Annotated in this window: 24 protein-coding genes; 22 read left to right on the forward strand and 2 right to left on the reverse strand. The window is 60.9% G+C overall.

All coding sequences use genetic code 11. From position 1 onward, the window contains the following. Positions 1–103: 103 nt before the first annotated feature. The 8 genes from KJS47_RS13635 (at position 104) to KJS47_RS13670 (ending at position 8610) form a co-directional block, all read left to right on the forward strand. Complete coding sequence (locus KJS47_RS13635; RefSeq protein WP_213525579.1) at positions 104–967, forward strand: DUF421 domain-containing protein; 864 nt, start codon at positions 104–106, stop codon at positions 965–967. Between the two features lie 41 nt (positions 968–1008). Next, a complete protein-coding gene (gene spoVAC, locus KJS47_RS13640) occupies positions 1009–1479 on the forward strand; it encodes a stage V sporulation protein AC (RefSeq protein WP_213525580.1) in 471 nt (156 codons plus the stop codon). Positions 1480–1483: 4 nt separating this feature from the next. Beyond that, positions 1484–2506: a stage V sporulation protein AD gene (spoVAD, locus tag KJS47_RS13645; protein WP_213525581.1), complete on the forward strand. Its 1023-nt coding sequence runs from the start codon at positions 1484–1486 to the stop codon at positions 2504–2506. 9 nt (positions 2507–2515) lie between these two features. After that, on the forward strand, positions 2516–2866 hold the full coding sequence (gene spoVAE, locus KJS47_RS13650) for a stage V sporulation protein AE (protein ID WP_213525873.1): 351 nt from the start codon (positions 2516–2518) through the stop codon (positions 2864–2866). 257 nt (positions 2867–3123) lie between these two features. Then, positions 3124–4083: an AAA family ATPase gene (locus KJS47_RS13655; RefSeq protein WP_213525582.1), complete on the forward strand. Its 960-nt coding sequence runs from the start codon at positions 3124–3126 to the stop codon at positions 4081–4083. A gap of 7 nt (positions 4084–4090) precedes the next feature. Continuing rightward, a complete protein-coding gene (locus KJS47_RS13660; protein ID WP_213525583.1) occupies positions 4091–5326 on the forward strand; it encodes a DUF58 domain-containing protein in 1236 nt (411 codons plus the stop codon). Next, positions 5323–7572, forward strand: a complete 2250-nt coding sequence (locus tag KJS47_RS13665) for a DUF4129 domain-containing transglutaminase family protein (RefSeq protein ID WP_213525584.1) — start codon at positions 5323–5325, stop codon at positions 7570–7572. Before KJS47_RS13660 ends, KJS47_RS13665 begins: the two co-directional genes overlap by 4 nt. Positions 7573–7698: 126 nt before the next feature. Then, positions 7699–8610: a YitT family protein gene (locus KJS47_RS13670; RefSeq protein ID WP_213525585.1), complete on the forward strand. Its 912-nt coding sequence runs from the start codon at positions 7699–7701 to the stop codon at positions 8608–8610. Here KJS47_RS13670 and KJS47_RS13675 read toward each other — a convergent pair. After that, the gene (locus KJS47_RS13675) at positions 8604–9464 is read right to left on the reverse strand and encodes an alpha/beta fold hydrolase (protein ID WP_213525586.1); all 861 of its coding nucleotides are present in this window, start codon (positions 9462–9464) and stop codon (positions 8604–8606) included. The genes KJS47_RS13670 and KJS47_RS13675 overlap by 7 nt on opposite strands. Positions 9465–9647: 183 nt before the next feature. Here KJS47_RS13675 and KJS47_RS13680 point away from each other — a divergent pair, with 183 nt between their 5' ends. From KJS47_RS13680 to leuS, 10 genes are all read left to right on the forward strand, one after another. After that, positions 9648–10160, forward strand: coding sequence for a YqeG family HAD IIIA-type phosphatase (locus KJS47_RS13680; RefSeq protein ID WP_213525587.1), 513 nt, complete (start codon positions 9648–9650; stop codon positions 10158–10160). 12 nt (positions 10161–10172) lie between these two features. Continuing rightward, the gene (gene yqeH, locus KJS47_RS13685) at positions 10173–11312 is read left to right on the forward strand and encodes a ribosome biogenesis GTPase YqeH (RefSeq protein ID WP_213525588.1); all 1140 of its coding nucleotides are present in this window, start codon (positions 10173–10175) and stop codon (positions 11310–11312) included. Positions 11313–11369: 57 nt separating this feature from the next. Further along, the gene (locus KJS47_RS13690) at positions 11370–12242 is read left to right on the forward strand and encodes a shikimate dehydrogenase (protein WP_213525589.1); all 873 of its coding nucleotides are present in this window, start codon (positions 11370–11372) and stop codon (positions 12240–12242) included. Between the two features lie 56 nt (positions 12243–12298). Next, the gene (yhbY, locus tag KJS47_RS13695) at positions 12299–12589 is read left to right on the forward strand and encodes a ribosome assembly RNA-binding protein YhbY (protein WP_213525590.1); all 291 of its coding nucleotides are present in this window, start codon (positions 12299–12301) and stop codon (positions 12587–12589) included. Between the two features lie 28 nt (positions 12590–12617). Next, positions 12618–13217: a nicotinate-nucleotide adenylyltransferase gene (locus KJS47_RS13700; RefSeq protein ID WP_213525591.1), complete on the forward strand. Its 600-nt coding sequence runs from the start codon at positions 12618–12620 to the stop codon at positions 13215–13217. Continuing rightward, on the forward strand, positions 13195–13770 hold the full coding sequence (gene yqeK / locus KJS47_RS13705; protein WP_374707031.1) for a bis(5'-nucleosyl)-tetraphosphatase (symmetrical) YqeK: 576 nt from the start codon (positions 13195–13197) through the stop codon (positions 13768–13770). The genes KJS47_RS13700 and yqeK overlap by 23 nt, the downstream gene beginning before the upstream one ends. A 25-nt stretch (positions 13771–13795) precedes the next feature. Next, on the forward strand, positions 13796–14140 hold the full coding sequence (rsfS, locus tag KJS47_RS13710; RefSeq protein WP_213525592.1) for a ribosome silencing factor: 345 nt from the start codon (positions 13796–13798) through the stop codon (positions 14138–14140). Further along, positions 14137–15039, forward strand: a complete 903-nt coding sequence (locus KJS47_RS13715; protein ID WP_213525593.1) for a CvfB family protein — start codon at positions 14137–14139, stop codon at positions 15037–15039. The genes rsfS and KJS47_RS13715 overlap by 4 nt, the downstream gene beginning before the upstream one ends. 78 nt (positions 15040–15117) lie before the next feature. Beyond that, a complete protein-coding gene (locus tag KJS47_RS13720) occupies positions 15118–15870 on the forward strand; it encodes a class I SAM-dependent DNA methyltransferase (RefSeq protein WP_213525594.1) in 753 nt (250 codons plus the stop codon). Between the two features lie 427 nt (positions 15871–16297). Next, positions 16298–18742 carry a leucine--tRNA ligase gene (gene leuS / locus KJS47_RS13725; RefSeq protein ID WP_213525595.1) on the forward strand — a complete coding sequence of 815 codons (2445 nt, stop codon included), beginning with the start codon at positions 16298–16300 and terminating at the stop codon, positions 18740–18742. Here the strand turns inward: leuS and comER are convergent. Continuing rightward, complete coding sequence (comER, locus tag KJS47_RS13730) at positions 18739–19569, reverse strand: late competence protein ComER (RefSeq protein ID WP_213525596.1); 831 nt, start codon at positions 19567–19569, stop codon at positions 18739–18741. The genes leuS and comER overlap by 4 nt on opposite strands. A gap of 279 nt (positions 19570–19848) precedes the next feature. On the opposite strand from comER, the gene KJS47_RS13735 reads away from it, so the two are divergent. The 4 genes from KJS47_RS13735 to KJS47_RS13750 all read left to right on the forward strand — a co-directional run bounded on the left by KJS47_RS13735 (position 19849) and on the right by KJS47_RS13750 (position 25363). After that, a complete protein-coding gene (locus KJS47_RS13735) occupies positions 19849–20604 on the forward strand; it encodes a ComEA family DNA-binding protein (protein ID WP_213525597.1) in 756 nt (251 codons plus the stop codon). A gap of 72 nt (positions 20605–20676) precedes the next feature. Continuing rightward, on the forward strand, positions 20677–21969 hold the full coding sequence (locus KJS47_RS13740) for a homocysteine synthase (RefSeq protein WP_213525598.1): 1293 nt from the start codon (positions 20677–20679) through the stop codon (positions 21967–21969). Positions 21970–21992: 23 nt separating this feature from the next. Beyond that, a complete protein-coding gene (locus tag KJS47_RS13745; RefSeq protein ID WP_213525599.1) occupies positions 21993–22499 on the forward strand; it encodes a deoxycytidylate deaminase in 507 nt (168 codons plus the stop codon). Between the two features lie 176 nt (positions 22500–22675). Then, positions 22676–25363, forward strand: coding sequence for a DNA internalization-related competence protein ComEC/Rec2 (locus tag KJS47_RS13750; protein WP_213525600.1), 2688 nt, complete (start codon positions 22676–22678; stop codon positions 25361–25363). The last annotated feature ends 67 nt before the right edge of the window (positions 25364–25430 follow it).

The raw sequence follows: 25430 nt of genomic DNA on the forward strand, positions 1-25430 counted from the left end.
TGTCCCGTTTCCAAAAAAAGATGACCGGCCCGCTTCATAAACGTTTTGGACCAAGCAAATAATGATGGCAGGGCATGCAGTCCGGGAAAGGGGAGAAAGGCATATGCCGGAATGGGGTTTGATTATCTTCAGGTCCGTCGGCGCTCTTGTCATGCTCTTCGCTCTGACAAGGCTCCTCGGGAAAAAGCAGATTTCCCAGCTGACCTTCTTCGAATACATCACAGGCATCACGCTTGGGGAGTTGGCCGGCTTCATCTCGACGGACATCGAGCGCAATTACATGCACGGCGTGATCGCTCTGCTCGTCTGGACGCTCATTCCTTTCGGACTGGGAGCCTTGACGCTCAAGAGCATGCGCGTGCGCAACTGGCTGGACGGACGGAAGACGGCTCTGATCCAGAATGGCAAAATTCTCGAGAACAATCTGAAGAAGGAGCGCTACACCGCCAACGAACTGCTGGAGCAGCTGCGGACGAAGAATGTGTTCAACGTCGCCGACGTCGAATTCGCCATTCTGGAATCGAGCGGGGATTTGAGCGTGCTCCTCAAGGAAGAGAACCTGCCGCTCACCCCGAAGAGTCTCGGCATCAAGGTGCCGGCGATGCAAGAGCCGCAGGCGGTCGTTATTGACGGCAAGATCTTGAACGGCCCGCTCGTCCAGCTGGGCCGCAGTCGGGACTGGCTGCTCACCGAGCTGGAAAAGGTAGGAGTGGCGCTAGATAATGTCTTTTTGTGCCAGGTGGACGGCTATGGGCAGCTCTATGTCGATATGTATGACGACAAGAAGAAGGTGCCGCTGCCGCAGGTTCGCCCGCTTCTATTGAGCACACTCAAAAAATGCGCGGCCGATCTGGAGCTGTTCGCTCTGTCGACCCGCAATGAGAAGGCCAAACAAATGTACGCGGCGAACGCAAGACTGCTTGAGCAATCGATCGACAAGCTGACTCCCCTGCTGAAACGGGGCTAACGCAACGCTAAACGGAGCTGAAGAAAGGAGACGGTACCTAGATGGCGATGAAATCGAAGATGATGATGCCGGTCCAGAAGGAATATCAGGAGCTGGCCAAGCAGAAGGAGCCCGCCCGGCCGGTGCTGAGCAACTGCATCCGCGCCTTTCTGGTCGGCGGCGTAATCTGCCTGATCGGGGAAGGGCTTATGCTGTTCTACCAGCGTGTCGGAGGGTTTTCCGAGAAGGCGGCGTCGAGTCCGACAGTCGTGACGCTCATTCTCATATCCGTCCTTCTGACAAGCTTCGGGCTGTATGACAAAATCGCCCAATGGGCGGGCGCGGGTACCGCGGTTCCCGTAACGGGCTTCGCCAACTCGATGTGCTCCGCCGCGATCGAGCACAAGAGCGAAGGCCTTGTGCTCGGCGTAGGGGGTAACATGTTCAAGCTGGCGGGCTCCGTTATTGTCTTCGGCACAGTGGCGGCCTTCCTTATCGGCATCATCCATGTCTTGTTCAAACTGGGGGGATAACAACATGCAGCGGGGATACCAAAGCTGGGAATTCGAACATCGCCCGGTTCTGATCGGGGCGGCCACGTCGGTCGGTCCCGAGGAGGGGCAGGGACCGCTCAGCCGGGATTTCGATCTCGTCCATGAGGAGATGAACCTCGGGGAGAAGACATGGGAAAAGGCCGAGAAGAAGCTGATGGAGGACGCCGCCGGGCTCGCGATCAAGAAGGCGGGGCTGACCAAGGAGCAGATCAACTTCTACATCGGCGGCGACCTGATGAACCAAATCATCAGCAGCAGCTTCGCGGTCCGGTCGCTTGCCATCCCGTATCTGGGGGTGTTCGGCGCCTGCTCGACTTCGATGGAGAGCCTCGCGATCGCAGCGATGATCGTGAACAGCGGCGGTGCCGACTATGCGATGGCGGGCACGTGCAGCCATAACTGCACGGTGGAGAAGCAGTTCCGTTACCCGACGGAATACGGCTCGCAGAAGCCTCCGACGGCGCAGTACACCGTGACGGGCGCCGGGGCATCCGTCGTGGCCAAGCAGGGAACGGGACCGGTAATTACACGGGCGACGATAGGGCGTGTCGTCGACATGGGCATCACCGACCCGTTCAACATGGGCGCAGCGATGGCGCCGGCCGCCGTCGATACGCTGCAGGCGCATTTTCGCGATTTCGGTATCGAGCCCGGCTATTACGATCTGATCGTAACGGGCGATCTCGCGGCCGTCGGCTATGATATTGCACGCGAGCTCCTGCAGAAGCACAAGGTGCCGATCGAGCAGACGACGTATCAGGACTGCGGCCTGCTCATCTACGACCGGGAGAAGCAGAAGCATATCGTCCAGGCCGGAGGAAGCGGCTGCGGCTGCTCGGCGGTCGTTACCTACGGACATTTGCTCAAGCGGCTCGCTGCAGGCGAATTCAACCGCATGCTCGTAGTCGCCACGGGTGCGCTTCTGTCGCCGCTTTCCTACCAGCAGGGCGAGAGCATTCCCTGCATCGCCCATGCGGTCGCCATCGAACAGGGAAAGGAGGGGTAACCGATGCTGATGCAGTTTGTCTGGGCCTTCGTCATCGGAGGGGCCATCTGCGTCATCGGACAGCTGATGATGGACGTGGGCAAGCTGACGCCCGCGCACACGATGAGCGCGCTCGTGGTCGCGGGGGCCGTCATCGACGGCTTGGGCTGGTACGATCCGTTTATCCGGTTCGCGGGCGCGGGCGCTTCGGTGCCGATTACGAGCTTCGGCAACGCGCTCGTCCACGGAACGATCACCACGATCGATTCGGATGGCTGGATCGGCGTATTCACCGGCTTGTTCCAGGTGACGAGCGCCGGCATCGCGGCGGCGATCATCTTTTCGTTTCTTGCCGCCGTGGTGGCCCGTCCCAAGGGTTGATCCTCTGCTCCGCGGCGCATGTTCCCGTTCCGTCCTCCAGAGGGAGGACGGTTTTTTGTGTTGACGGGACGAGGAAGCTGCGATGCGACAGACGGGGGAGGGTGGGATGGGAACGAAGTCCCAAGAAACTTTGTACGAACGGCGATTCCCTCAGGCTTTCCGATGTACTTACAATGAGAATTCCTGTAAAATAAAGAGAACAGGCGAAATTCTAGTTACTCCTGTGATTATTCGGACCAGCAGAGGAGGAATCGGTCATGGAAGCCCTTGACCTTGAGCTTACGCCGCTCATACGACAGCTGAAGACCAACCTGGAAGCCTGCATTCTCGGTAAGGATAAAGAAATTGTGCTCCTCTTGACCGCCCTATTGGCGGAAGGCCATGTGCTTCTGGAGGATGTTCCGGGCACGGGCAAGACCGTGCTTATCAAAGCTCTTGCCAAGTCCATCAACGGACAATTCCGGCGGATCCAGTGCAACCCGGATCTGCTGCCCACCGATATAACCGGCGTTTCGATCTTTCACCCCAAGGAAGAAACCTTTCTGTTCCGTCCCGGCCCCGTCATGACCAACATCCTGCTCACCGACGAAATTAACCGCGCCACGACGAAGACCCAGTCGGCCCTGCTCGAGGCGATGGAAGAACGCCATGTTACCGTCGACGGCAATTGCCACCCGCTGCCCCGCCCCTTCCTGCTGCTTGCGACTCAGAATCCAATCGACTTCGAGGGAACCTATCTGCTGCCCGAAGCCCAGCTCGACCGCTTCATGATGAAATTCAGCCTCGGCTACCCCGACGAGGAGACCGAGACGCGCATGGTGCTGGCGCAGACCCGCGCCCATCCGCTGGACTCGCTGGAGCCGGTAGCGACCGTCGAGCAAATCGTCCAGATGCAGACCCATGCGCGAGCCGTCCATCTGGACGAAGCGGTTGCCCATTACGCGGTCATGCTGATCCGCAGCACGCGCGATCACGGCTCCGTCTATCTGGGCGCCAGCCCCCGCGCCTCGCTTGCTCTTGTTCAGGCCGCAAAAGCATACGCTTACATTCAGGGAAGGGATTATGTCATTCCGGACGATCTTAAATTTCTGGCTCCCCATGTGCTTGGCCACCGGATGATTCTGCATGCGGAGGCGAGAATGGACGGCGCGACCGTCGATTCCGTGCTTCGTTCGGTCTTCCAGCAGGTCCGGGTGCCGGTGCGATTGGAGAAGTGATCCGGCCATGAACAATAGCTTGCAAGGCATGACCCGCCGAACCCAGGGGTTCCCGTTCCGGTTCGGCGCGGTTCTCACCTGCTTCTCCTTCACGCTGTTCTTTCTTCTGTTCCAGGGCGGCAAGCTGGCTTTTATGCTGTTCATTATCATGTCCCTGATCTCCGTCTATCTGGTGCTGGGCCGGTGGAGCGGCATTCGCGATACGCAGGGCGAGCGCAGGCTCGTGCTGCCGGACCGGGATACCGTTCTCGAGGCCGGAAGCTCCGTCACCGTTCGAATTGACATCCAGATCCCCGGCTTCTGGCCGATCCCCTACGTCATCATCAAAGACAAGCTCGTCCGCCGCAACGGGGGGAGCCAGCAGTTCGAATGCTCGGTTGTCCCCGACTGGAGCCGCAAAGGTGCAGTCGAGTACCGGACGCCTCCTCTGCGCAGGGGCGTCTACGGCTTCGAACAGACCGAATGCTCCACGCAAGACATGTTTGGCATCTTCGAGCACCGCGGGGTGCTGGCCATGCCGACCGGCTTCAAGGTGCTGCCCCATACCGTTGCGATCCGGGAGTGGCAGCAGCTTCACCGCATGCATAAGGGAACGCACCAGCACGCCGTGACGACACGGGCCGTGCGCGAGACGACGCAGCTGAACGGCGTCCGCGAGTACAATTACGGCGACCGGCTGTCGCGCATTCATTGGAATGCGACGGCCAAGACCGGAACGCTCAAGTCCAAAGAGTTCGAGCGCGAGTCGCTGCCGCGGACGATCGTCCTGCTCGACCGGGCCGCTTCCTCTTACGGGAACGAGCAGCTGTTCGAAGTGGCGGTATCCGCAGCCGCTTCGCTGCTTGAATACGGAGGGCGCAAGGAGCTGGCGATTGGCCTGATGGCGGACGGCTATTACGAGCCGGGCAGCAGCCGGATGGCCAGGAGGCAGATGCTGAATCATCTCGTCGAGGTGGAGGCGGACGGCTCCAAGCCGCTCTTGCAGGTGCTGACCGAACGGACGCGCGAGCTTCCCACGGGCACGTTCATCACAATCGTGTCGGCGGATAACGGCGAAGCGATGCTGCGGGCGCTCGGTTGGCTCAAGCAGCGGCAGCTCAATCCCTGCCATGTGTGGGTCAATGGCGAGCATCCGGAGGCCGGCGAGCGATGGCTGCTCACGCTGCGCCACCGCGGCATCTCGGGATATGCCGTCCGTTCGCTCGAGGAGCTCCCGGCTGTGCTGGAAGGGAGGGGCCTATGAACCGACAACGCGGATACCTGGCCGGGCTTGTGCTCGACAACTGGCCCCAGAAGCTCACGCTCTTCTTCACCGGCATGTTTCTGTGGCAGTTTGTCGGATGGATCTCCGAAGAGGACGGCCTCTGGCTGCCGGAGACCGTGCTCTATGTCAAGGGAGCTCTCCTACTGACCTTTGTCCTTGAGATGCTCACCTATCGGCTCCAATGGAGCCGGGGAGGGCTGCAGGGGCTCCTGCTTCTCGCATATTCCGGCTATGTCGTCGGCTACCGGCCCGTCGGCTGGGAGCGGGGAGAGGGCATCCTCGAGAGTCTCCGCTTGTGGGCGGACGGCAATCTCGTGCAGCTTCATCCGTTCGTCTGGTTCATTATGGGCGCCTGGGCGATCTATCATGTCGCCGTCTGGTGGGTGCAGGCCAGATGGAGAATCTACGTGCTTCTCTTTCTGGGCGTGACGGCGATCGCCGTTCGCGACTCCTTCAGCCAGCTCATTCTGTGGCAGGAGGCGGCTCTCCTCGTGCTGAGCGGACTCTGTCTCCTGATCGTTCACCAGTTCGCCCGGCTGCGCCGCCACCATCCGGCCGGCTGGTCGCATCTGGCCGAATACCCCGTTTCGTCGGCCGTGCCCGTCGTGCTGCTGCTGGCCGTCATGTTCCTGCCGGGACTGCTTGCTCCGAACGTTCCGAACCTGGTCACTGACCCATATACGCTGTGGAAGGCGTGGCAGGGAGAGACCGTATCCACGAACGGCAAGGGCACGGGGGCGTTCCTGACCCCGCTCGATGCCACTTCGGGCTACAGCCGTTCCGACCAGAAGCTCGGCGGGGGATTCAACTTCGACTACAATCCGATCATGCAAGTGGAGACGTCCTACCGCAGCTATTGGCGGGGGGAGACCCGTTCGCTCTACAACGGCAAAGGATGGGAGAAGAGTCAGGGCGACCGGCAGGGCCCGGTTAGCGGCTCGATCGGTCCCGACTCTCAGCTCCCCAAGGACTCCCGGATCAATACCTCCAGGCTGCGGACGCTGGAGATCGAGCAGACCGTCTCGATGCTTACGGACGATACGTATCCGGTGCTCTTCGGCGCCTATGCAATCCAGAGCGTAGAGGCGCTGGCGGACGAGCGGACGTTCGACCGGCTGCAGTGGGCGGTCCGTTCTGCGGAGCTCCGGTGGAGTGAACGGGGACGCCCGCCGTTCCCGAAGCAGTATAAGCTGGTCTCGCAGATGCCGATTTCGACGGAGGAAGAGCTCAATTCCGCGGAAGAGCCGGCGAACAAGGCGGCGCTCGAAGAGTACCTGCAGCTTCCCGCTTCCACCCCGGCGAGGGTCAAGCAGCTGGCACTTGACGTGACGCGTGGAGCCGATACGCCGTATGCGAAGGCCAAGAGCATCGAGCGCTACCTGCAGACGAATTTCCGCTACACGAACAAGCCGAACCAGAACGGCTCGGACAACATGGACTTCGTCGACCGGTTCCTGTTCGAGATCCGTGAAGGCTACTGCGACTACTTCTCGACATCGATGGCAGTCATGGCTCGCTCGGTCGGCCTGCCGACCCGCTGGGTCAAAGGATTCGCGCCCGGCAGTCCGATCATCGACTCGCCGCTGGGCGGAGATACGCTGGAAGGCGATATGCCGCCGATCGACGCGGCGGGCACGTATGTCGTCCGCAACTCCGACGCCCATTCCTGGGTTGAGGTGTATTTGCAGGGCTACGGGTGGATCCCGTTCGAGCCCACTTCCGGTTTCGCGATGCCGGTCGCGCCAGCGCCGGACGAACCGGGGTCTTCTCCGGTTCAGCAGCCGGACACTGAGACGGAGGCAAGCGCGGCACCTGTCGAGCCGGAAGCCGCTCCGAGCGGGAACGGCTCGAGACCGTGGCTGCTTCTCGGCGTTGGATCTGGCGCGGCGGCAGTACTGCTTGCGGTCCTGGCCGGTACCCGCACCGGTCGCAGATGGCTCCGCGGCCTGGTTGGCGGACGTCAGGCATCCGATTGGAACGAGCGCGTCATCGCGGAGTACAACCGGCTGCTGCGGTATTTGCGCCGCAAAGGCCGGCCGGCCTATGATTATGAGACGGCGAGGGAAACCGTCTCGCGGCTCAGTGCCCAAGACGTCTGGGCGGCCCGGGATCTGCAGCAGCTTCTCCAGCTGTTCGAGAAGGCCAAATATAGCCCAAGGTCGCTGTCCGCCGAAGAATATACGCATGCGGCCGCACTCGTGAAGAGACTCAAGGAAACGATGTAACGGTCCGGCCGAGCCGGTCCAAAGACCGACCTTCCTTCGCAGCACGCTCCGGACGACGGAACGTCCGGGCATCCGGGCGTATTCCAGGCCGGCGCGTGCTGTTTTTGGCGGTCGGCTCTTATCCAGATGCAAGGAGGAATTCTATTGACAGGCAGCGAATCCGGGCTGGCTCTTCAGCCCCAACACAGCAAGCTGACGCTTGCCAAATTGCTTCGCAGAGGGCTCTTTCTGACGATCGGCGCCGTGCTGGTAGCCGTCGCCCTTGAAATCTTCCTCGTTCCGAACCGGATCATCGACGGCGGAGTGGTGGGCATCTCGATCATGCTCGCTCACCTGACGCCCATCCCGCTTGGCTTGTTTCTTTTCCTGCTCAACCTCCCGTTTCTGTTCGTCGGGTACAAGAAGATCGGCAAGACGTTCGCCCTCTCAACGCTATACGGCGTCCTGGTCATGTCCGTCGGCACATCTTTGCTGCACCAGGTACCAGCGCTCACGCCGAACAGCCTGCTCGCCAGCGTCTTCGGCGGCGTTATCCTGGGCGTCGGCGTCGGCCTCGTCATTCGCTCCGGAGGTTCGCTGGACGGAACCGAGATCGTCGCCATTCTCGTCAACGAGAAGACGCCGTTCAGCGTCGGCGAGACGGTCATGTTCATCAATATCTTCATCCTCGGCAGCGCCGGCTTCGTCTTCGGCTGGGACAACGCGATGTATTCGCTTATCGCTTATTACATCGCCTTCAAGATGATCGACATCACGATGGTCGGCTTCGATGAGTCGAAGTCCGTCTGGATCATCAGCGACCGCTATGAAGAGATCGGGCAGGCGATTCTGCACCGGCTTGGGCGCGGCGTCACCTATTTAAGCGGGACCGGAGGCTATTCGGGAGACAACAAAACCGTCGTCTTCTGCGTCGTCACCCGTCTTGAGGAAGCGAAGCTGAAGTCCATCGTCGACGATTGGGACCCCAATGCGTTCCTCGCGGTCGGCAACATCCACGACGTGAAGGGCGGCCGGTTCAAGAAGAAAAACATTCACTGAAGCGGCTGCTCCCGCTCCTCGGCATGCTCCCAAACGGCCGGTGCCGCGAGGCCCCGGATATCCTCCTCTTGGGCATCCGCCGGCTTCTCGAGGCCGATCAGCCAATCCCGGATGTGGGCATTGACCGAGAGCGGCTGCTTGATTGGAATCTGATGCGTGCCGTGCTCGATCCACTTCAGCTGGCTGTCCGGCAGGCGCTCGTGGAGTAGGCGTGCATACCGCCGAAAGCTCCGATCCTTCTCTCCGTACAAGAGCAGCATCGGCTGTTTGATCTCACCCAGACGGTCTGTACACGAATAGGCCATGCTCGCGGCAAAATACTGCTTCCAGGCTCTAACCTGGCCGGGCTGCGCACCCCGGAACAGATTGCCGAACGTTGTAAGGCTGTCGGCATTGCCTGCAGACAAGGCGGCATTCATGAGCCGTTTGGCCCCGAAGCTCGTCAGCAGCTTGGCGAGGCGCACGCGCGCCCGGTTGTACCAGCCCGTCAGCTCAGACATACCGCTGATCAGAATGCCGCCGGCATAGCGGTCGGGATCGGTCAGCATCGCCTCTAGCACGAGACCGGCACCTGTGGAATAGCCGCACAGATACGGCTTGTTGAGACCCAGCCCGATGCAGACCTGCCGCAGATCCTCCGCAAGCAGCGTATAGGTAAGCGGGACCGGAGAAGGGGCGCTCCGGCCGTGCCCGCGCAGATCGAAGGTGACGATTCGGAACCGATCCGCGAGCTCGGCCTCCTGGTAGCGGAAGGCGCCTCGGTTCAGCAGTGGGGGATGAATGCATACAATCGGGACCCCTTTCCCGGCAACATGATAATGCAGCAGCGTTCCGTTGGCTTCCAGCATGGGCATACTAAACATCCACCTTTCGATAAGGGTTAGGCTCGTGCCCCAGGGGTACGAACATGGTAATGCTAGCATTCCCCAATTCTCCGTCCGCATGGCCGCATGCCGTCCCGGGAATCCGTTTTTGCAAAAAACCGTAAGTATGGTATAGTTTGTCTGTATATCTTGGAAGTGCATGAGGTGAAACGGTTGCTGAACAAACTTATTCCGCGGCAGCAGGTAGAGTCCGTCTACGAGATTGTTCTGGCGGACTTGTGGAAAAACGGCGTGCGCGGAATTATTACCGACCTGGACAATACTTTGGTGGGAGCCAAAATCCCGCTTGCTACGCCCGAGCTTGTCGAATGGCTCGATTATTTGCGTTCGCTCGGATTCCAGGTCGTCATTGTATCGAATAACGACGAGACAAGGGTAGGCCGGTTTGCCAAGCCCTTGAACGTGCCTTATATTTGCAGCGCCCGCAAGCCGAGTCGTTCCCCGTTTCGCCGGGCGCTTGACATGATGAAGCTGACCCCCGAACAGACGGCGGTAATAGGAGACCAGCTGCTAACCGACGTGCTGGGGGGGAACCGGATGGGTCTCTATACGATTCTCGTCCAGCCGATCGCCCGGGGGGAGGAAGGCTTCTTTACCCGGATCAACAGGCAAATTGAAAAAGCGGCCCGGCTTATCATGAAAGACAACAAGCCAGGGAAGCCATAAGGAGAAACGCGAATGAAAGAAACCGACTTGCAGAATTGGACGGAAGAGGAGGACCTGCGCTGCGAAGGCTGCGGCGTCAAGCTGCAGCTCGACGATCCCTCTCGTCTGGGCTATATTCCCGAGCAGGCGCTCGCCAAAGTGCCTGTCGTCTGCCAGAGATGCTTCCGCATCAAGCATTACAACGACGTGTCCTCGGCGACGATCGACCAGAACGAATTTTTACGGATGCTCGGGCATATTGCCAATACGAAGAGCCTGGTCGTCCATATCGTCGACCTGTTCGATTTTGAAGGCAGCCTGATCGGCGGGCTGCAGCGGTTCGTCGGGAATAACCCGGTGCTGCTTGTGGTCAACAAGATCGACCTGCTTCCTAAAGTCAGCAACATGAACCGCATTCTCAACTGGGTCCAGAAGCAGGCCAAGGAACACGGCGTCAAGACGGAGGACATCGTCCTTGTCAGCGCCAAGAAGAAGATCGGCTTCGACCGGCTGCTCGCCAAGCTAGAGGAGCACCGCAGAGGGCGTGACGTCTATGTCGTCGGCGCGACCAACGCCGGCAAGTCGACGCTGATCAACCGCCTGATTAAGGATTACAGCGATCTGGAAGCCGAGCTGACGACGTCTCAATATCCAGGCACTACCTTGGATTTGGTGCGCATCCCGCTGGATGACGGCAAGGCGATCATCGACACGCCGGGAATTGTCTACAAGCATCGGCTGACAGAGCTTGTGCCGAAGAACGTGCTGCAGGCTCTCTTGCCGGACAAGCCGCTCAAGCCGCTCGTATTCCAGCTGAACGAGCGGCAGACGCTGTTTTTCGGAGCGCTCGCCCGGTTCGACTTTGTGAAGGGCGAGCATCAGTCGTTCACCTGCTTCGTCTCTAGCGACATCAAAGTCCACCGGACCAAGCTCGAGAAGGCGGAGGAGCTGTACGAGAATCACAGGGGCGAGCTGCTTTACCCGCCGGGCAAGGAAGAGGCGGACAGCATGCCGGCCTGGACCAAATTCCCGGTCCGTGTGCCCAAGGGAGCCAAGATGGACGTCGTCATCTCCGGGCTCGGCTGGATCAAGGTAAACAGCGACCTCGGGGCGGAGCTGGAGGTTCATGCTCCCAAGGGCGTCAAGATTGCGCTGCGCCCTTCCTTGATTTAACGGAAATTCCCGGGGAACCGGGAGTGATCGATATGCTTTGTTCGGGAGAGGGTATAGATGAATAAGGGGCAAGCTACCCCTATCGATACGGCCACGACGCTGTATGGCGTCTTCGGTCATCCGGTGGCCCATTCGAAATCGCCGCTCATGCTGAACCGGGCGTTCCGGGAAGCGGGAATCAATGCGGCTTACGCGGCGTTTCACGTTTTGCCCGGCATGCTGGAGGATGCTGTGCGCGGCATCCGGGCGCTCGGATTCCGGGGCGTCAATGTGACCGTTCCGCACAAGGTGGAGGTCATGCGGTATCTGGACGCCGTTGATCCCGAAGCGGAGCGCATAGGCGCCGTCAATACGATCGTCAACGAACAAGGCCGGCTCACCGGCTATAACACCGACGGCATCGGGTACGTCCGTTCCCTTAAGGAAGAAACCGGATTCTCGCCCGCCGGCCGGCGGATTGTGCTCGTCGGGGCGGGGGGCGCCGCGCGGGGGATCGCATTCGCGCTGGCCAAGGAAGGCCCGGCGCGTCTCGTCCTCGCGAATCGGACGGCCGCCAAGGCGGAGAGTTTGGCCGAAGACTTGAGCGGTCTTTGCGCAAGCGCAGGCGTCTCGCTTGACCAGGCGGCGGACGAGCTCGCGCAGGCGGACCTTATTGTCAATACGACGCTTGTGGGAATGCATCCGCATCCCGACGAGCTTCCCGTCGACCCCTCGCTTCTTAGGGCCGGGCAGCTCGTAAGCGACATCGTCTACACCCCCCGGGAGACGGCGCTTCTGAAGGAAGCACGCGCACGAGGAGCCGCTGTTCATGGCGGACTCGGCATGTTTATCTACCAGGGGGCGTATGCATTTGAATACTGGACCGGTACCGCCGCTCCGGTAGAGGCTATGCGGCAGGCTGTGGAGGAGGCGCTCGGCGCCCACGCCTGACCGATCTTGATTGACCGGATCAATCCGGCTCTAACAGAAGGAGAATGAACCGATTTATGCTGACTGGCAAACAAAAACGTTATCTGCGCTCGCTCGCCCATCATCTCGACCCGATCTTTCAGGTGGGAAAGGGCGGCGTGAACGAGCATTTGATTACCCATATTAACGATGCGATCGAAACGAGAGAACTGATCAAGGTATCCATCCTGAACAACTGCTTGGAGGACAAGAACGAGATCGCCGCCGACCTGGCTGCGCGTTCGGGCTCCGAGCTCGTGCAAACGATCGGAAAAACGGTCGTCCTCTACAAGGAATCCAAGGAGCACAAGACGATCGAGCTGCCGTAACAAGAACGAGAACGGGGGGACGGCTTGGATGAAGATCGGCATAATGGGAGGCACCTTCGATCCGATTCATTGCGGCCATCTGGTGGCGGCCGAGCGGGCCAGGGAGGAGGCGGGCCTGGATCAGGTCTGGTTCTTGCCCGCCCACGTTCCGCCTCACAAAGACCACGCCCCCTGGGCCTCCGGGGAGCACCGGCTCGCCATGGTCCGTCTGGCGGTCGAGGGCAATCCCCGCTTCCTGGCGTCCGATTACGAGCTGCGGCTCGGCGGAACTTCTTATACGATCGATACGATGGCCCGTCTGCGTGGTGACTATCCGGACCACCGGTTCCATCTGATAATCGGTGCGGACATGGTCATGTACCTGCCGAGCTGGCACCGGATCGAGGAGCTGACGGAGCTCGTCTCGTTCATCGGCCTTCAGCGTCCCGGCTACGAGCTGGATCTGGAGCGGCTCCCGGAAAAGATCCGGTCGAGCGTAACGCTCGTGCCTATGCCTCTGCTTGAGATTTCGTCTACCGAGCTGAGGCAGCGGCTGTCGAGCGGCCGTTCCGCGCGCTATCTCTTGCCCGATCCGGTGCTTCGGTATCTCGAAGAGAAGGGACTGTATGCGAGTGAGCCTCACGTGTGACGAGATGATCGGGCAGGTTCGCAGCGCCATGCCCGCGAGACGATGGGAGCACACGGCCGGCGTCATGGAGACGGCGGTCGTGCTGGCCAACCGGTTCGGAGGCGATCCGGCCAAAGCCGATTTGGCGGCGCTGCTGCACGACTATTGCAAATACTGGCCCGTCGAGGAACAGCGGCGCGTGCTCGTAGACCACGGGGATTCCCTCGACTTATTGGACTACGACAAGCCGCTCTGGCATGGGCCCGCTGCTGCGCTCATCGTGCCGGAACGATTCGGCGTCACCGATCCGGAGGTGCTGGATGCGATCCGGTACCATACGTCGGGACGCCTCGGCATGACGCTGCTGGACAAAATCGTCTGTTTGGCCGATTATATGGAACCCGGCCGCGACTTTCCGGGTGTGAATAAAATAAGGGAATTGGCCGAACATAGCCTTGAGAAAGCTTTGGTGGCCGGCTTTGACTCGACAATCCGTTTCCTGCTCGACAAGGGCCAGCGGGTCTACCCGCTAACCGTGCAGGCGAGGAACGAATTGATCGCGCAGCAGAACTAAACCGAACCATCAGGAGGAATGCCTCATGAAGAAACAAGATCAGCTGCTTGAGCTCGTGCTGCAGGCGGCGGAGGATAAAAAAGCTTGGAACGTCGTGGCGCTAAACCTTCAAAACATATCGCTGGTTGCGGATTATTTTGTCATTTGCCACGGCAATTCGGAGACGCAGGTGCAGGCCATCGCGACGGAAATCCGAAAAAAGGCAGAGGAACACGGCATCCGGGTACGCGGCATCGAGGGGATGGACACGGCGCGCTGGGTGCTGATCGATCTGGGCGATGTTGTCGCCCACGTCTTCCACCGCGAAGACCGCGAATACTACAATATCGAACGCCTCTGGTCTGACGCCAAGGTCGTGGAGCGCGTATGACGCTCAGGGCGGGCACATATATGGAGCTGCAGGTCGCCCGTGAGGTGGCGCCCTACGGCTTCTTTTTGACCGACGGAGAGCGGGACGTCCTGCTTCCCTATGCGGAGAAAACCGGAGAGGTGACCGTGGGCGGAACCGTCGTTGTCTACCTGTTCTACGATACGCAGGATCGGATGGCGGCTACGATGCGGCGTCCCCGGCTCGCGCTTGGGGAGGTCGCTCTGCTGGAGGTGGTGGACATTCACCCGCGCTTTGGCAGCTTTTTGGATATGGGGCTCGGACGTAACCTGTTGTTCCCGTATCGTGAGCAGCCGGAGCTGACCGAACTGCGGCCGGTCGTCGGAGACCGCGTCTATGTTGTGCTTGGGCATGACCGGCAGGGCCGGCTCGTTGCCCGCGCGGCCGGCGAGGAGGAACTCGCGGCGCATGCCGTCCGGGCGCCCGAATCCTGGAAGAATGAGTGGAAGAAAGCCCGCGTCTACAAGCCGCTCCAGATGGGGACGTTCGTCATTGTGGAGCCCGAAGGTGCGCTCGGCTTCGGCGCGATCGGCTTGATTCACGCCTCGGAGAGGACAGGCCTTCTGCGAATGGGGGAAGAGGTCGACGTCCGTGTCACTCTTGTCCGGGAAGACGGGCGCGTCAATCTGTCGGTCCGTCCCATCAAGGAAGTGGGCCGGGAAGAGGACGCCGAGCGGATTCTTGCTTTCCTGCGCGAGAGGCCGAACGGGGCGATGCCCTACTCGGACAAGACGCCCGCCGACATGATCGAGAAACGGTTTCAGCTGAGCAAGGGGGCCTTCAAGCGGGCGCTTGGCAAGCTGATGAAGGAAGGGCTCATCACCCAGAAGGAAAATTGGACGTATCTAAAAGAGCCGGGAGATCCGGAGGGGCCGCGCTAGACCGGGCGGCGCTCCGGGCATCCCGGTTCCGCTTGTCGGGGGAAGCGTCCCCTCGGCAGGTCAGAGGAGGAACACGAGATGGCCTATCGACAATTTGCGTATTCATATGACCGCTTAATGGAGGACATGCCCTACGGGGCCTGGCTGCGCTTCGCGGAAGAGTGCTGGGAGCGGTTCGGGCGCCCCGAGCGGGTCGTCGATCTCGGCTGCGGGACGGGCAGCCTATCGATTCCACTCGCCGCCACCGGTCTCAAGGTAATCGGGATCGACTTGTCGGAGGACATGCTGGCCGTGGCGAGTTCGAAGAGCGAGCAGGTGCCGTTATCGGCGGGAGGGACGCTCGACTGGATTCAGCAGGACATGCGGGAATGGGAGCTGCCCGGCACGGTAGACGCGGTGCTGTCCTTTTGCGACTGTCTGAATTATTTGACCGAGGAGGAGGACGTCGCGCAGACGTTCCGGCAAACGGCGGCTGCTCTGCGGCCTGGAGGATTGTTCGCGTTCGACGTGCACACGGTCCGGCAGCTGGCGGAGTATGCCGAGACGCAGCCGTTTCTGCTCGACGAGGAGGACATCGCCTACATCTGGACCTGCGACTTCGACGAGGAGCGGACCGAGATCGAACATGCGCTGACCATCTTCGCTCGAGAGGGCAGCGGGCTGTTCCGCCGATACGAGGAGACGCATATCCAGCGGGCTTACCCGCTCGATCGGCTGGAGCGCATGCTTTCGGAGGCTGGCTTTTCCGAGATCCGCGTGACCGCGGACTTCACCTGGACGCCTGCGGATTCCGCTACGGGACGGGCTTTCTTTACCGCCGTCAAATCTTGACAGTGGTATTCCTTCGTCCTATAATGGGGTTCATATATCAAGTTGGCTGCGAACAGGAGCAGTAATCGCATGACGCGAACGACAGAGAGCCGGGGATTGAAGTGGGAGCCGGCGTCGCGGACCGGTGAACTCGCCTGGGAGCCTGACAAGTGAACCGGCGGCCTCGGGGCCGCGACAGTGCGCGTTGCTAGCGCCCGGCAGCTTGTCCGTCCGTCCCGCGATAAGGGAGAATGAGGGAACGGCCGTCCGGCTATTGCGAGCGGAGCCGTTAACTAGGGTGGTACCACGGGAATTCGACTCTCGTCCCTAGCGATAAGCTAGAGGCGAGGGTCTTTTTTGTTGTTCCCCTACAGAGGGAACACCGGAACCGGACGGTTCGCTCCCCATGATGGGAGCCCGCCGGGACAATGAGCAGGAGGGAAAGCATATGAGTCAGGAGACGACCCAAGGGTACAATCCGCTCGTCATCGAACCCAAGTGGCAGGCGGTTTGGGACGAACAAAAAACATTCAAAGTTGAGGAAACCAGCAGTAAGCCGAAATTTTACGCATTGGATATGTTCCCGTATCCGTCCGGAGCGGGGCTGCACGTAGGCCACCCCGAGGGCTATACGGCGACCGACATCCTCTCCCGCTACAAGCGGATGCGCGGCTATAACGTTCTGCATCCGATGGGCTGGGACGCATTCGGTCTGCCGGCGGAGCAGCACGCGCTCGATACCGGTCAGCATCCGCGCGAGTTTACGGTCAAGAACATCAACAACTTCCGGCGGCAGATCAAGTCGCTCGGCTTCTCGTACGATTGGGACCGGGAGATCAGCACGACCGATCCGGAGTATTACAAGTGGACGCAGTGGATCTTCATCCAGCTTTACAAGCGGGGGCTCGCCTATGTAGCGGAGGTGCCGGTCAACTGGTGTCCGGCGCTCGGGACGGTGCTCGCGAACGAAGAGGTCATTGACGGCCGGAGCGAACGGGGCAATCACCCGGTTGTCCGCAAGCCGATGCGCCAGTGGATTCTGAAGATTACCGAATACGCCGACCGGCTGCTCGAGGATCTCGAGGAGCTCGACTGGGCGGAGAGCATCAAGGATATGCAGCGCAACTGGATCGGCAAATCGACGGGAGCCGAGGTGCGCTTCGCGGTCGATGGGCACGACAACGTTCATTTGACCGTCTTCACGACTCGTCCGGATACATTGTTCGGCGCGACGTACTGCGTCATGTCGCCGGAGCATGAGTTCGTGGATCTGATCACCACCCCGGAGCAAAAGGATTCGGTCGACCTGTACCGGGAAAAGGCGTCCCGCAAGAGCGACCTCGAGCGTACGGACCTCGCCAAGGAAAAAACCGGCGTCTTCACCGGCGCTTATGCGGTCAATCCGGTTAACGGGGAGAAGGTGCCGGTTTGGATCGCCGACTACGTGCTGGCCGGTTACGGAACTGGCGCCATCATGGCGGTCCCCGGCCACGACGAGCGCGACTATGAGTTCGCCAAGCTGTTCGGCCTGCCGATCGTGGAGGTCGTCCAGGGCGGCGATCTGAGCAAGGAAGCCTATACAGGCGACGGAGCGCACGTCAACTCGGGCTTCCTCGACGGACTCGGCAAGGAAGAAGCGATCGCCCGCATGACCGCTTGGCTGGAAGAGAACGGCCATGGCAGCGGCAAGGTAACCTACCGTCTCCGCGACTGGCTGTTCAGCCGCCAGCGGTATTGGGGAGAGCCGATTCCGATCCTTCATCTCGAGGACGGGACGATGACGACCGTTCCGGAGGATCAGCTGCCGCTCATGCTGCCCGACGTGGAGCACATCAAGCCTTCGGGTACCGGCGAATCGCCGCTTGCCAACGTCACAGACTGGCTGAACACCGTCGATCCGGTGACCGGCCAAAAGGCGGTCCGCGAGACGAATACGATGCCGCAGTGGGCCGGCAGCTGCTGGTACTATCTGCGCTTCATCGACCCGCATAACGACCAGGAGCTCTGCTCGTTCGAGAAGCAGAAGGAATGGCTGCCGGTCGATCTCTATATCGGGGGAGCGGAGCATGCGGTGCTTCACCTGCTGTACGCCCGGTTCTGGCACAAGGTGCTGTATGATCTCGGTGTCGTCTCCACCAAGGAGCCGTTCCAGAAGCTGGTAAACCAGGGCATGATCCTCGGGAATAACAACGAGAAGATGAGCAAGTCGCGCGGCAACGTCATCAATCCGGACGACATCGTAGGCAAGTACGGCGCGGATACGCTGCGCATGTACGAGATGTTCATGGGACCGCTTGAGGCGACGAAGCCGTGGAACGAGAACGGGGTGGAGGGCATCTACCGCTTCCTGAACCGCGTCTGGCGCCTGTTCGTGAACGAGGACGGCTCTCTCAGCGCCAAGATTACGGAGGACGATGCCAAGGTTGACGAGGCTTTCAAGCGGACCTGGCACCGGACGATCAAAAAGGTGACCGAGGATTACGAAGCGCTTCGGTTCAATACGGCGATCAGCCAGCTCATGATCTTCGTCAACGACGCCAACAAGGCGGAGGCTCTGTCCAAACGGGGGATGGAGAATTTCGTCCAGCTGCTCTCCCCGATCGCGCCTCACCTTGCGGAAGAGCTGTGGGAGAAGCTCGGTCACAGCGAGACCGTGACGTACGAAGCCTGGCCGGAGCATGACGAGGCCTGGACCGTAGAGAACGAAGTAGAGATCGTGGTGCAGGTTAACGGCAAAATCGCCGACCGCGTCTCGATTGCCGCGGACCTCGACCAGGAGCAAATGCAGGAGATCGCCCTTGGTCTCGACAAAGTAAAACAGGCGATGGCGGGCAAGAGCATCCGCAAGGTCATCGCCGTGAAGGGCAAACTCGTCAATATTGTCGTAGGTTAAACGGACGGAGGCATGAACTGCCCGGCCGTTCGATGCAGATCCTCTTCGAACTTAGCATGCGTGGCGCGAAAGAGCTGGCGGAAGGCATTCCCCGGCTCTTTTGCTATGGCCGCGAGGCCGATCTCGGTGATGCCGCCCGGAACCGTGACCCGGCGGCACAGCTCCTTCGGAGTGAAGCCCGCTTCCGTCAACAGCTTGCCGGTGCCGAGAAGCATCTCGCAGGCCAATGCCTCCGCCCGCTGCTCGTCTAGTCCGGTGACGTCGACAGCCGCCTCGACGAACTGCTGCAGCAGGTAAGCAAAAAAAGCGGGCCCGCAGCAGGCGATATCAGAGGTGACGCGGATGAATGACTCCGGTACCTCGCTCGGCGCGCTGATCGTGCGGAGAAAAGCGAAAAGGCTTTGTTTGTCCTCCTCGCTCCAGCGGGAGCCGAAAGAAACGAGCGTCGGCCCGCTCAGCACAAAGTTGGTGATGCTGGGAACGACCTTGGCGATTTTGCACGGAAGTTCTTGCTCCAGGTGGGCGACCTGGACGGGGCTGGAGATCGTAAGGACGGTCTGCGACGGAGTCAGCACGTCCCGGATCTCGTCAAGCACCTTCCGCATTTCCATCGGTTTGACGCACAGGAACAAGGTCTGGCTCTCCGACGCCGTTTCCCGGTTATGCTGAGCGGCGCGCAACCCGGGGTAACGGTCCGCCAGCGCTTGGACCTTGGCAGCGGTACGGTTGCTTGCGATCACTTGGGCGGGCGCAAGCGCTCCGGCCTGCACGAACGCTTCGATGAGCAGACTGCCCATGCTGCCGGTGCCGATAAAGCCTGTCGTCATGGTACACCTCCTTGCTCGGTTTTCATAGGGAAGGTTAGCAGACTTCGCTTGCTCTACCCTATGCAGCGGGAGGCACGAATATAACGGACGAGCGCGGACAGGGAGCATGGCGGAGAAGGCGTTCGTCTCTGGCGCGGTGCCTCTTGCGGGAAGAACGGGGGGTGTGCTATTCTAGGCGGAAGAAGGAACAGTTTTGGATGAGCGGAAGAACCGCCCTCCACCCGCATGCTCGGGAGGATGGGCGGTTTTTTTTGTACGCTCCGGAGGAGGAGACATGGCATGAAGGACTGGCTGGACGGCAGGCTGGCGCCCCGTCTGCTGCTGCTGGCGGCATTGGCCGCGGCAGCGATTCTCGGCTATCGGCTGTGGGGAGGAACCGGGCAGGAGCCGCTGATGACGGCTGGGGTGCGGCCCGTCAACGATGCGGTTGCTAGCGCCCTGCAGCAGGACCGTTCGCCAGCAGGGGGGACGGCGAATACGGGCCAGGGAGCGGGCGGTCCGGGAACGGGGGAAGAGGCAGCTGCTGCCGGCGGGGTGCAGGGAGCGGACGGCGCAGCGGGAGCCAGTGCTGCCTCGGCGGCCGACCGGCCTGAGGCATCAGGGGCGCCGGCGGCTTCGCCCGGCGCAGACGCTGCAGGCGCCGGTAGCGGTACGCCTGGCCCGGGGGCAGCAGCGGGCAGCGCACCGGCGCCGGGAGGGGCCCCGGCGGGCGGTGCTGGCGGGACGCAGGCCCAAGCGGCTGGCGATGCGGGCGTGGGAGGGACACAGGCCAAAGCGGCGGGCGATGCGGCCGCCAAGCCGGCGGCTCCGGCAGCCAGGGCGCCGGCCGGGAAGCAGATCGACCTCAATACGGCGACGCTTGCTCAGCTGATGACGCTCAAAGGAATCGGCGAAAGCAAGGCGCGCGCCATATTGGATTACCGCAAGCAGGCCGGGGCTTTTCGCTCCGCGGAGGAGCTGATGAACGTCAAGGGAATCGGACAAAAAACATTCGATACCCTGAAAGATAAGATCACTGTTACCTCTCCGCGGTAATGCGTCTTTTCATTTAACAATATTTGTGAGATGATAGAGTTAATTCATACCTATCAGGAGGGAATTATTGCTATGGCAGAAGAACGTCAATACGCACCAGAGACGCTGGCCGTTCACGCCGGCCAGGAGATCGACCCCACCACGCTGTCCCGCGCCGTTCCGCTTTACCAGACTACTTCTTACGGATTCCGGGATACGGACCATGCCGCGGATCTGTTCGCGCTCAAGGAATTCGGCAACATCTACACTCGTCTCATGAACCCGACCACCGATGTCTTCGAGAAGCGCGTGGCGGCACTGGAAGGCGGCGCAGCCGCACTGGCGACGGCATCGGGCCAGGCAGCCATTACATATTCGATCCTGAACATTGCAGGCTCCGGCGACGAGATCGTCTCCGCGTCCAGCCTGTACGGCGGCACTTACAATCTGTTCTCGACCACATTGGCCAAGCTGGGCATTAAGGTTCATTTCGTTGATCCGAGCGATCCGGAGAATTTCCGCGCGCATATTAACGAGAAAACCAAGGCGCTGTACGCCGAGACGATCGGCAACCCGCGGGGCGACGTGTTCGATATCGAAGCAGTGGCGGCGATCGCGCACGAGCACGGCATTCCGCTTATCGTCGACAACACCTTCCCGAGCCCTTACCTGCTGAACCCGATCGAGCATGGCGCCGACATCGTCGTACATTCCGCAACCAAGTTCATCGGCGGCCACGGCACGTCGATCGGCGGCGTCATTGTGGACGGAGGCAAGTTCGATTGGAAGGCGAGCGGCAAGTTCCCCGGCCTGACTGAGCCGGACCCTAGCTATCACGGCGTCGTTTATGCCGATGCGGTCGGCCCGATCGCCTACATCATCAAAGCCCGTGTCCAGCTGCTGCGCGACATGGGAGCGACGATTTCGCCGTTCAACTCGTTCCTCCTGCTGCAGGGGCTCGAAACGCTGCATCTGCGGATGGAACGCCACAGCAGCAATGCGCTGAAGGTCGCGAAATTCCTCGAAGCGAGCGATGCGGTCGAGTGGGTAAACTATGCAGGACTGGAGAGCCATCCGTCCTACCAGCTTGCACAAAAGTACTTGCCGAAAGGCCAGGGTGCCATCCTGACGTTTGAAATCAAAGGCGGCCTGGAAGCGGGTCGCAAGGTCATCAACGCCGTCAAGCTGTTCTCGCATCTTGCAAACGTGGGCGATTCCAAATCTCTCATCATCCACCCCGCCAGCACGACGCACCAGCAGCTGTCCGCGGAGGAACAGGTGAGCGCCGGCGTAACGCCCGGCATGATCCGCCTGTCGATCGGCACCGAGAACATCGACGATATTCTGCACGACCTGGAGCAGGCCATTCGCGCCAGCCAGGCTTAATGATTTAGACGGGAGCGGTCAACATGCGCAAAGATTGGGACACTTACTTCATGGATATTGCCTATATGGCCTCTACCCGTTCGCAATGTATTCGCCGCCATGTAGGCGCCGTGCTCGTGCAGGGCAAGAAGCTGCTCGGCACCGCCTACAACGGTGCGCCGATGGGCGTGCCGGACTGCTACGAGGCAGGCTGCATGCTGGTCGAGGAGCTGGAACTGAAGGTGACGGACGGCAAGGAGGAGATGGTCCGCAAGGAGCGCTGCATCCGGACGATCCATGCGGAGCAGAACCTGCTGTTGTTCACCGACCGGATCGACCGCGAAGGGTCGACCGTCTATGTGACCGACCAGCCTTGCTGGACGTGCGCCAACATGCTGGCCAACAGCGGGGTTAAGGAGATCGTGTATCATCGCTCTTACCCGAAGGACAGCGCCAAGGTATACGAGCTGATGGCGGCCAGAGGAATCGGCTTCCGCCGGCTCGAAGCGTACGATCCGCCCGCCGAGACGGTCATGGAGGTCACAAACTGATCTGGCGACGAATAAAAGAAATTGCCCTATCCGAGCTGCCGATGGCACCGGGATAGGGTGAATAGCGATAGCGCGAAGAAGAGGAAGAACCTCAGTCGAGCCGATACGGCGGATGGGGTTCTTTTTTCTTTGCCCGCTGCCGGGTTCCGCGGCTCGGAAAGAAAGGAGCGTGTACGTTGAAGCGGCCGCTTGTTTTTGGAACCGTTTGCTGGATCGCGGGAGGTACTCTGGCGCTGCAGACGACGCAGACCCGAATGGGGCTGACTCTGCTGCTGTCTGGCGTCGGCGCTCTGCTGCTGCTGATAGCCGCCCGGCTGCCATATCGGATGTGGACCCATCTGCCGCTCGTGCTGCTGATTGCCTTTGGCTATACCCAGTGGATAGACGAAGGCAATCAGTCCGCATGGGGAGACGATCACAATGGCATGGAGATGACGGCCTCCGGCCGCCTGCTCTCCCCGGTGGACGTCGATGGGGACACTGTCTCCGCGATCCTGCTCCTCTCCGCGGCCGACTTCGGGGAGGGAGAGGAGGCTGTCGAGGAACGAGTGCGGCTGACATTGAAGCTGCTGCTTCAGGAAGAGCAGGAGCTGGCACGGACGTGGCAGAGAGGAGATGAACTGCGGCTGACGGGGACGCTGAAGACGCCCTCGGTCGCCCGCAATGAAGGGGGCTTCGATTACCGGGACTATCTGCGGCTGCAGCGCATCCATTGGCAGCTGTCGGTCAAGGGAATGGAGCAGGCGGCTCGGGAGCGGGTCTTCCGCTTGGATTGGACGGAGCTCAACCGGCACAACGATGCGCTGCGTGAACGGCTCGGGAGCCTCTTGGATCGGCTGTACCCGGCCGAGCAGGCAGGCTATATGAAAGGGCTGCTGATCGGGCTTCGGTCCGATTTGGATCCCGAGCAGTTCCAGCAGTTCTCCCAGCTCGGATTGACACACATTCTAGCGATCTCGGGCTTGCATGTCGCTGTCTTCGTAGCGGTCGTCATGGGGCTGCTGAGCGCCTGCCGGGTCCCCCGGGAGACCAGCCAGCTGGCGGCCATGCTTCTGCTGCCGGGGTATATTCTGCTAACCGGCTGCTCACCTTCCGTTGTTCGGGCGGGCTTCATGGGCATGATAGCCCTCTATGCGGCAAGGAAGCGGATGCTCAAGGACGGTCTCAATCTGATCAGCCTCGTCTGCCTGGCGATGCTGCTTTGGGATCCCTATTATTTGCGGAATGTGAGCTTTCAGCTGTCCTTTCTCGTTACGGCCGGGCTGGTGCTCGGCGTCCCGCTGATGAGTAAGCTGCTGCCCGCCCGCTATCCCGCTCTGATGGGAGCGGTTGCCGTAACCACCGTCGCGCAGCTCGTCTCGTTCCCGGTCTCTATTTATTACTTCAATCAATTCTCACTGGTCAGCTGGACGGCCAATTTGATCCTCGTTCCTTTCATCAGCATGGTCGTCACGCCAGCTGGCTCCGTCAGTTTAGTAGTTGGCCTCCTGTGGGAATCGGCCGGCCGACTGATCGCCGTTCCCGTCGATTGGATGAACCGGCTCTCCTTTTGGGCGGTGGAAATCATGGATAGCTGGGACTGGTTCCATACGATCTGGCCATCTCCGCCGCTCTGGTGGCTGCTTGCCTACTATGCGGCACTCGGGACGGGGATGACCGCGCTTGTCCGCCTCCGAGCGGCCTCCAACCAAGCCGAGCTGCGGCCGATGCTGGAGCTGAAGCAGCCGGTTTTTCTCGGCCGCTGGAGACGAGCCACGCTGGGCAGCGGGCTTCTGCTCGCCGTACTGCTCGTCTACGGCTACAGTCCGGATCGCTGGAGCGGCCTGGGGCGCGTGGATTTTCTGGATGTCGGACAAGGCGATTCGATCCTGATTCAGAGTCCGGACGGCCGCCGCATGCTCATCGACGGAGGAGGGACGGTGACGTTCCGCAAGCCTGGACAGGAATGGAAGGAGCGCCGCCATCCTTATGAGGTGGGAGAGAAGGTCGTTGTGCCTCTGCTGAAGAAACGCGGCGTGCACGAGCTGGAATGGCTCGTGCTTACGCACGCGGATAACGACCATATCGGCGGGCTGCAGGCGGTGCTAGAGCAGATCCCGGTGAAGCGGATTCTGTATAATGGCACGCTCAAGGAGAATGCCGGTTATCGCAAGCTGCTCGAGACGGCGCTCGCCAAAGACATCCCGCTCTATGCGGCGGAGGCTGGCCAAACGATTCGGCTAGGTGAAGGGACGTTCCTTCGCTGCCTGTTTCCGGAATGGTCGGACGAGCCGGCTGCATTCGAAGGCAAGCAGAACGACCGCTCTATCGTGCTCCTGCTGGATCTGCTCGGCACGCGGATCCTGCTTCCCGGGGATCTGGAAAAGGCGGGAGAGGCAGCGGTAGTCGATCAATTGTTCACCCAATTGGTCACGGTTCCCGCCTCAGCGGAGAGCGGCGCACCGGCCGCCGGAGCGGCGGGAACTTCTGAGGTTGCGCAGGCCGGTCCGCAGCAGGGGGCAGCGGAGGGGAAGCAGTCGAACGGCCGCGGCTCCGGGGGTGGGGAAGCGGCAGTGCTCGCGTCGTCGTCTCCTCCTCCACGCGGGGTCGATGTGCTGAAGGTCGGCCACCACGGCAGCAAAACCTCGACGACGGAGGAGTGGCTGACCGCCTGGCAGCCCCGTGTAGCCGTCATCTCCGTAGGCGAAAACAATGTATACGGCCATCCGGCTAAGCCAGTGCTGGACAGGCTCGCAGCGTTCGGAGCCGAGGTTTATCGAACCGACCAGCAGGGAGAAGTCCGTTTTCTCGTGCGGCGGGACGGCTTCCGCATCCGTACGCAGCTGCATCACGAAACGGGGAACAGACTTTCAGCGTCCGAATAGGTGGCTGCTGTAGACCGAAACGGCTGCAGGCATCTTCTTCAACATTCGGGAATAACCGATGCCGCAT

It is taken from the genome of Paenibacillus sp. J31TS4 (assembly GCF_018403265.1).
Classification (GTDB): domain Bacteria; phylum Bacillota; class Bacilli; order Paenibacillales; family NBRC-103111; genus J31TS4.